The following is a 1036-nucleotide window of genomic DNA, read 5'->3' on the forward strand; positions in this document are numbered from 1 at the left end:
CCCCCCTGCCCGCCCCCGTTGATCAAGAAGTTTGCGTCTCAGAATCCGCCGGGGCTGACCAAAACTTCTTGATCAACGCCGCCGGGGATCGGTCAGCGGCGGCGGAGGGCTTGGCGGACGGTTTCGGGTATGTAGTCGGGGCGGAGGGTGTCGGACCAGGTGAAGCGGAGGACCCGCCAGCCGGCGTTGACGAGCCGGTTCTGTCGGATCCGGTCCTGGTAGACCGCCTGTGGTGTGCCGTGTGGCTCCCGGCCGTCCGCCTCGGCGATCACCCGGGGACCGCGCCACCCGAGATCACCGATTCCCAGCAGGTAACCGTCCCCGTCACGGACCTCCAGTTGCAACACGTCGGGCGGTACCCCGCCATCGACGCACCTCAGCCTTGAGCGGGTCTCCAAGGGAGACTGAGCGCGGCTGTCCGCCTCGGCCAGCCACGTCCGCGCGGCAACCGCGCCGCGGCGGCCTTCGATCAGGGCCGGAATCGCCGCAAGGTCCGCTTCGGTGAACAACTGCCGGTTGAGCGCCGAGTCGAGAAGGCAGATCGCCGGGTACCGGCCCACCCGGAGGATGACATCGGCAGCGGTACGGATCGCGGTCGTGACGGGAATGCCCGCGTGTACGGACAGATCGGCGGGGCCAAGCGTGAGTTGGTGCACCACCAGATCCGGATCACTGCGTCGCTGCGGACGCGGCTGGTAAACCGGCACCGACACGTGGATCTCGGAGTTCGCCCTCAGTCCGGCGATGCCGTGCAGCTCAGCGGCCGTGTCCAGGACGGCCACCGCATCCGGACCCAGACTCTCGACCGCCGCACGAATCCGCGCTCGCCGTAGTCGGAGCACATCCGGCTCGACAGTTGGCACAAAGCGCCCCCGGGCAACCTTGGTCCAGCGTCCCGACCTGACGAAATGCCGGATCTGGTCCCTGGTGTAACCGACGGCCAGCGCCTGCCGCGCCGTCACCACCCCGCCCTGCCCCGCAGCCATCCGGTGCAACAGATCGAAGTCACTCGCCATCCACCCAGCCTGCCGAACCC

General features: G+C 68.6%; 1 protein-coding gene. It reads right to left on the minus strand.

What is annotated here, in order from left to right; translation table 11 throughout:
* Positions 1–92 precede the first annotated feature (92 nt).
* A partial coding sequence (locus C1I93_RS30670) for a type IV toxin-antitoxin system AbiEi family antitoxin domain-containing protein (protein ID WP_438819601.1) occupies positions 93–1036 on the minus strand: 944 nt, incomplete at its 5' end.

The organism is Micromonospora endophytica, assembly GCF_003236305.1.
Lineage (GTDB): Bacteria > Actinomycetota > Actinomycetes > Mycobacteriales > Micromonosporaceae > Micromonospora > Micromonospora endophytica.